Origin of the sequence: Nostoc sp. CHAB 5715, assembly GCF_020829685.1 — a bacterium.
In the GTDB taxonomy this organism is placed as follows: Bacteria; Cyanobacteriota; Cyanobacteriia; order Cyanobacteriales; family Nostocaceae; genus Nostoc.
This window is the reverse complement of the sequence record NZ_JAIVFR010000957.1, coordinates 1-2,805: the sequence shown is the minus strand read 5'-3', so window position 1 is coordinate 2,805 and position 2,805 is coordinate 1. Positions and strand designations below refer to the sequence as shown.

The 2,805-nt window shown below is 40.0% G+C and carries 4 protein-coding genes; all 4 read right to left on the bottom strand.

The features are described 5' to 3' along the window. Positions 1-800 (bottom strand): Na+ dependent nucleoside transporter N-terminal domain-containing protein (locus LC574_RS34315; protein ID WP_306422205.1); only part of this gene is annotated, 800 nt, incomplete at its 3' end. Positions 801-980: 180 nt separating this feature from the next. Then, positions 981-1,328, bottom strand: a complete 348-nt coding sequence (locus tag LC574_RS34310; RefSeq protein ID WP_229458073.1) for a type II toxin-antitoxin system RelE/ParE family toxin — start codon at positions 1,326-1,328, stop codon at positions 981-983. Then, positions 1,325-1,579: a hypothetical protein gene (locus tag LC574_RS34305; protein ID WP_229458072.1), complete on the bottom strand. Its 255-nt coding sequence runs from the start codon at positions 1,577-1,579 to the stop codon at positions 1,325-1,327. The genes LC574_RS34310 and LC574_RS34305 overlap by 4 nt, the downstream gene beginning before the upstream one ends. Positions 1,580-1,675: 96 nt before the next feature. Then, positions 1,676-2,452, bottom strand: a complete 777-nt coding sequence (locus LC574_RS34300) for a hypothetical protein (RefSeq protein WP_229458071.1) — start codon at positions 2,450-2,452, stop codon at positions 1,676-1,678. Positions 2,453-2,805: the final 353 nt, after the last annotated feature.

Genomic DNA, 2,805 nt, shown 5'->3' with positions numbered 1-2,805 from the left:
TGTAGGACGTTATTTAGCAAGGGGCTGGGTTGCTCGGAAAATTGCAGATAACAAAAAATTTGCCGCCATTGACCAAGCGGTTGGTAGAGAAGGATTAAAAATTGTCTTGTTAACGCGACTGTCCCCGCTTTTGCCTTACCAGCCGTCTCTGATACTTCTGTTTCTGGGTAGAGCAATTTTGATACTACCAACGATGTGGGAGCAGTCATAAAAAAAGCAGCAATCAGGTGTTCTGCTGGTATCCCAAAAGAGAGATATGCCCCTAGTACTCCACCCGCAATTGTGGCAAAACCACCCGTCATCACGGCATGGAGTTCTGATTGCGTCATATTCGCTATATAAGGTTTAACCATCAGCGCCGACTCTGTTGCGCCCAAAAAGATGTTACCTGCACAGGATAAAGATTCAGAACCCGATGTTTTCATTGTCTTCATCATTACCCACGCCATCACATTTACGACTCGTTGTAAAATGCCGTAGTAATACAAGACGCTGATGAAGGCAGAGAAAAAGATAATTGTCGGCAGCACTTGGAAGGCAAAGAAATGATCCTTAAAATTTTCTCCAAAGACAAATTTTGCACCAACATCAGAAAATGCTAAAAATTGGCTGACAATATCTCCCAAAGATTTAAACACATTCAAACCCCAAGGAGTTTTAAGAATCACTAGCGCAAATGCAAACTCCAATCCTAAACCCCACGCCACTATGCGCCAACGCACCGCACGACGATTAACCGAGAAAGCGTAGGATATACCGATAAAAACTAAAATCCCCAACGCAGAAATAGCGCGTTCCATGTTTACTCCCAAAAATGTATGGCAAAGGCACTTGGCCACAAAGCATACACAAAAATCCGCGTGTTTTTATGGGTTTGTAGTCAATTACTAAAGTTTTGATGTTGTAAATCAAGATAACTGGTGGTAAATAATATTGAACACCCAGGATATAACCTCTAGGCGATCGCGTGCGGTGATTTGTTAAGTGGCGTTGGATTCATCAGGATCTTCACCAAGGATTTCCTGTGCAGCGTGTCGGATGTGCAGAATACCGCACTGTAGATACTTCTTGCCCCTGCAAAATAGTGAAAGGATGCGGTATGAGTTGCGTCCTCGACCATAAAGTAGTTGTCGAATCTCTTGGCTGAAATACTCGTTCTCTGGCGCTAAAGGACAGCGCTTCGGCATTTGAGACAAGGAATCAATCGCTTGCAGCAATTTTGCATACCATTGACTTGCCCTTGAAGGGGATGTGACTTGGGACAACCGTAGGAAGGCACTGTCTGCTTCAAACTCCGCCACACTGGAAATTTCGATGCGATATTTCATGAATCAGCTGGCAGATTATACTTGCGACGCTGTTCTTGGGCAAACTCATGAAAAGACCGGAACCGTCCTGCCTCAAAATCATCTAATCCTTGTTGAATCCCCTTTATTGCCTCCTCTGATTCTTGTACTTCCCACTCTAGGACACTGGTAAGCAACTCAGACGCTACAAGACTAACATCTTGACCTTGCCGAGCAGCTTTGTCGCGTAATAATGCTTCTAATTCTGGGCTAAGGGTAATGACAATTGGCATAGAGCTACTTCCTTTGGCATTCTGCCTCTGTGCGATATTTTAGCAAACACAGCAATCAGCAGCTATGTGAACTATCTACACTGGCACTGTAAAGGTTCATTGCAGTGGCTTGACCTGCTCAACTTTTGGAGTTTCCTGAGCATTTGTCATTTCCTGGCCCTTAGCCTGTAGCGCTTCACGAGTTGCCAAAAACTGTTCACCCAAATCTGTAACATGAAAATATTTAGTCAAATCGATTGATTTTTGACCATAATTACTCGCTTTAACTACATCACTGATATAACCAGAGTTCGTTTTAATTAATTTAAAATCTCGTAACCGCCTTAACTCATCACCTACATTGTTTGATACATAAAAGTCATAACTCGTCTCTGCTTTAGAGTGTTTATAGAGTTGATCAATCTTCTCATAATCTTTCTTAGCAAGCAAAAAACCAAACATAAAAGCTTGTGTTTGTTCTAAATTTTTTTGCTGTTTTTCTAGTTGTTCTAGCTGTTGTGCTTGAAGCTCATCGATTTGTCTTTTCTGTTTATCAACCTCTTGCTTCTGTTTATTGACCTCTTGCTTTAGTTCCTTAAATTTAGCTGTAAAGCCGCCATCCTTAGAAATAGCAAAATCCTCTATTCTGTTGAGCAAACCAGAGTTAAACAATAAAACAATGGCAATGATTATAATGTCAGGAGTTTCTATCTTTCTTGGTTGTTGACCTTCTTTGAGAAATATTGGGCTAATTAGGCTAAAAATCAAATAGCCTACTGCTAAAAATGAAACGATTTCAATCCACCAATTTCTGTGATTTTTATCTTCTTCTTTGCTAGAAGAACTGGCTATTAATTGCTGGTCTATTTTATTCTGATTGTTCTCTTTACTCATAATTAACCAACGTTCGTCTTCGCTAATAAAAGCTTTTCTGACAGCATCTTTTAAATTTTAAGCTTGTTTATACCAAGAATATTCTTTCTCTGCATAGAGATAAACATTCTTATGATAGTCCTCGTATATGTCTGTGTAGGATTTCATATCTAAAAACTTATCACTCAAGTCCTACTATAATCTTTGAGACTATACTCGTCAACCTTACTAAGTATATATTTCCCATTTTCTAACCGAATGTTAAACACCAAAGCAGGAATTTTTTGCCGCAGTTCTGTATTTATTTGTCTTTCACAACCCCATAACCTTGCGATAATGTGCTTCAATTTGCGAAGACGAACGTTGGTTAATTA